A 4450-nucleotide genomic window follows, 5' to 3' on the forward strand; every position below is an offset into this window, starting at 1 on the left:
GATCTGTGCCGGGAAAAAGAGATTCATACCTGCCTTGATACATCAGGATATGCTGATATTAAGATTATTTTGAAGGCTGCAGAAAAAGCGGATTTAATTCTTTATGACATCAAGCTGTTTGATGAAAAGGCACACAGAAAATATACCGGGAAAAGCGGTGTTCTTGTATTGGATAATTTAAAACAATTATCAAAACAAAAGGCCAATATCAGATTGCGGTTTCCCCTTATTCCACAGATGACGGATATGGATGAAAATGTTGGCAGGATAATTGCTTTCTTAAAAAGAGATACAATTTATCGGGATATTCATATCCTGCCCTTTCATAAGGCAGGGGAGGCAAAATATAAAGTATTGAATATAAAAAATTATTTGCAGGATATACAAGTGCCCTCCAAAGAAAGGGTCTTAAAAGTAAAAGAACAATTTGAGTCCAAAGGATTCAGTGTGACAATCGGGGGATAAAAATGAATTCAAGAATAAAAAACTTAAGAAATAAAACAAGACAAAAAGAGGTGACCATCTCTCACGAAAGGGCAGACCTTGTTACTGATTTTTTCAAGACCTATGTCAGCATGGATGAATCTATTCCGGTTCAAAGGGCATTGTGTCTGAAACATGTACTGGAAAATAAAAAAATATTTATCGATGACGATGAACTGATTGTCGGGGAACGGGGACCCGAACCCAAGGCAGTGCCGACATACCCTGAAATTTGTCTGCATTCTTTGGAAGATCTTGAGATTTTAGATTCAAGACCCAAAGTGGCCTATAAAGTTTCTAAGACAACAAAGGTAATTTATAAAGAAAAAATTATTCCATTCTGGAAGGGCAAGACCATAAGGGAAAAGATATTTGCGGCCATGGAGGATCAGTGGATTGATTCTTTTAATGCCGGTATTTTTACAGAGTTTCAGGAACAGCGATCTCCGGGGCATACTGCCGGAGGGGAGTTGATTTATCAAAAAGGATTTAATAACCTGAAGGAAGATATTGGCCAATGTCTTGGGGGGATTGATTTTTTTGAAGATAAAGATGCCCTTGAAAAACAGGAAGTTTTAAAATCCTTTGATATTGCAGCAGATGCCTTGATTATCTTTGCCAGCCGGCATGCAGATGAGCTGGAATGCAGGGCAAAAGCTGAAAAGGATAAAAAACGAAAATCAGAGCTTGAGAATATGGCCCGTGTCTGCCGGCGAGTACCTGCCAATAAACCTGAAACTTTTCACGAGGCATTGCAGTACTATTGGTTTCTCCATGTCGGGATCATCACGGAACTAAACCCTTGGGATGCTTATAACCCGGGCAGGTTTGATCAGAATCTGTATCCTTTTTATAAAAAGGATATTGAAGACGGCAGATTGACAAGACAGGAAGCAAAGGAACTATTGTGCTGTTTCTGGATAAAGTTTCATAACCATCCAGCTCCGCCAAAGGTCGGTATAACTGCAAAGGAAAGCAATACGTATGTGGATTTTTGCCTGATCAATCTTGGCGGTGTCACACCTGACAACCAGGATGGTGTTAATGAATTGACCTACCTTGTCCTTGATGTGATTGAAGAGATGAGACTCTTGCAGCCCAGTTCCATGATCCAGGTGTCACGAAAAAATCCGGACCGGTTTATCAAACGGGCATTGCAAATTATTGCAACCGGATTTGGCCAGCCGTCAGTGTTTAACACCGATGCCATTGTTCAGGAGATGATCCTTCATGGCAAATCTGTGGAAGATGCAAGAAAAGCCGGCGCCTCGGGCTGCGTAGAGGCAGGAGTCTTTGGAAAGGAATGCTATATTCTGACAGGCTATTTCAACCTGCCTAAAATTTTGGAAATTACCCTTTATAACGGCTTTGATCCAGGAACAGAAAGGCAGATCGGTCTTAAGACAGGAGACCCCAAAATATTTGATACTTTTGAACAGCTCTTTGATGCCTATAAAAAGCAGGTGGAACATTTTATCAATATAAAGATCAAGGGGAGTAATATCATTGAACAGATTAACGCAAAGTATATGCCGGTTCCGTTGCTCTCCCTTGTTACCGAGGACTGTATTAAAAATGCAAAAGATTATAATCAGGGCGGTGCAAGATACAATACCTCCTATATCCAGGGTGTTGGCATGGGAACCATTACTGATTGTTTTTCATCGTTGAAATATAATGTGTATGATAAGAAGAATATTTCCATGAAAATCCTGCTGGACGCACTGGAAAAAGACTTTGAGGAAAATGAGATTCTTCTTTACCAGCTGGATCAGGCCCCCAAGTATGGCAATGATAATGATGATGCAGATGATATCCTTAAACTGCTTTTTCATGCATATCATGGATTGGTGACCGGAAGACCCAACGCCAAGGGAGGGGTTTACGGGATTAACCTGTTGCCCACCACCTGTCATGTTTACTTTGGTGAAATCACCGGGGCCTTGCCGGATGGGAGAAAAAAAGGAGTACCGTTTTCCGAAGGAATATCACCGGTACAGGGGGCGGACAGGTGCGGTCCAACTGCTGTATTAAAATCCGCAGCCAAGATAGATCATTTAAAGACAGGTGGGACACTTTTAAATCAAAAATTTCTGCCCGATCTTTTTAAAGATGAAAAGGCAGTTGCAGCCCTGGTACATTTAATCCGGTCTTATTTTAAAATGGATGGCCATCATGTACAGTTTAATGTGGTGTCTGAAACAACGTTGAGAAAAGCTCAGAAGCATCCGGAAAACTATCGGGATCTGATTGTCAGGGTGGCGGGATATTCCGATTATTTTGTGGATCTAACTTTGGCCCTGCAGGAAGAGATTATCCTCAGGACAGCCCATAATATAAATTAGACTCTGAGCGGGTATGAATAATTCCCTTTTTTTCTTGACTTGTTTGCCCGGTATTTATAAAAATGGATACTTTGTTTATTTTTGAATCCCGTAAATCACATGGTTTGATTTAAATGGATTCTTAAAATGTTCTGTTCAATTTTATAATTTTAATTATTTTAAGGGGAGAAAAAAGATGAAATGGCATAAATTTTTATCACTAGCAGGCGTTGCAGTTCTTTTCTGCATGTTTGCAGTATCTGTTCAGGCCAAAACCTTTGTTTATTGCTCGGAAGGAAGCCCGGAAGGGTTTACTCCGGCACTTTACACATCGGGCACCACCTTTGATGCTTCATCCAGGCAGATTTATGACAAATTGTCTATGTTTGAGCGCGGTGAAACAAAAATTGTTCCCGGGCTTGCAACATCCTGGGATGTGTCTGCAGATGGCAAAACCTATACTTTTCACTTAAGAAAAGGTGTTGATTTCCATACAACTTCTTTTTTTACACCCACCCGCCAGTTTAATGCGGATGACGTTCTTTTTTCTTTTGATCGCCAGAGGCTTAAAAGCCATCCTTATCATAAAATATCCGGCGGATCATATGAATACTTCAGTGGTATGAGCATGGGATCTCTTATCAGCAACATTGAGAAAAAAGATGATTATACGGTTATTTTCCATTTAACCAGACCTGAATCACCTTTTATTGCCAACATGGCAATGGATCTGGGTTCCATTCATTCTGCAGAATATGCAGACCAGATGATGAAAGCCGGTACTCCTGATGAATTTGACCAGAAACCGGTTGGAACAGGACCTTTTGTATTTATTTCTTATCAGAAAGATGCCACAATCAGATACAAAGCATTTGATAAATACTGGCAGGGACGTGCAAAAATTGATAAGCTCGTTTTCTCAATCACTCCGGATGCATCTGTCCGTTTTGCAAAACTTAAAGCGGGTGAATGTCACCTCATGCCTTATCCAAATCCTGCCGATCTTGCAGCAATGAAAAAAGATTCCTCCATCAACCTGATGGAACAGGAAGGTTTGAATGTTGGTTATCTTGCGTTTAATGTTAAAGTAAAAGAATTTGGAGATGTTAAGGTTCGCCAGGCATTGAGCATGGCCATTAACAAACAGGCTATTATAGATGCCGTATTCCAGGAAGCCGGTAAAATCGCCAAAAACCCGATCCCGCCGACAATCTGGTCTTATAATGACAATGTAAAAGATTATGCTTATGATGTTGCAGGAGCAAAGAAACTTCTTGCAGAAGCGGGTTATCCCAATGGGTTTGAAACTGATATCTGGGCAATGCCGGTGCAGCGTCCCTACAATCCTAACGCAAGAAGGATGGCTGAAATCATTCAGGCCGACTGGGCAAAAGTCGGTGTTAAAGCAAAAATTATCTCCTATGAATGGGGTGAATACCTTAAACGTTCCATGAATGGTGAACATTCTACAGTTCTCTTGGGATGGACAGGTGATAATGGTGATCCGGATAATTTCCTTGCCGTTCTTTTAGGCTGCGATGCAGTGGGCGCCTCCAATAGAGCGCAATGGTGCTACAAACCTTTTGATGATCTTCTCATGAAGGCAAAACAGGTTTCAGACATTGCAGAAAGAACAAAACTCT

The 4450-nt window shown here is 40.9% G+C and carries 2 protein-coding genes and 1 pseudogene; all 3 read left to right on the forward strand.

Features of this window, described 5'->3' with window-relative positions:
- A pseudogene (locus tag K8S13_RS15915) lies at positions 1-465 on the forward strand (hypothetical protein); the annotation flags it as partial.
- Between the two features lie 2 nt (positions 466-467).
- On the forward strand, positions 468-2828 hold the full coding sequence (gene hypD, locus K8S13_RS15920) for a trans-4-hydroxy-L-proline dehydratase (RefSeq protein ID WP_291463983.1): 2361 nt from the start codon (positions 468-470) through the stop codon (positions 2826-2828).
- Positions 2829-3003: 175 nt separating this feature from the next.
- The coding region (locus K8S13_RS15925; RefSeq protein WP_291463985.1) for an ABC transporter substrate-binding protein at positions 3004-4450 on the forward strand (1447 nt) is incomplete at its 3' end.

The organism is Desulfobacula sp., assembly GCF_021107415.1.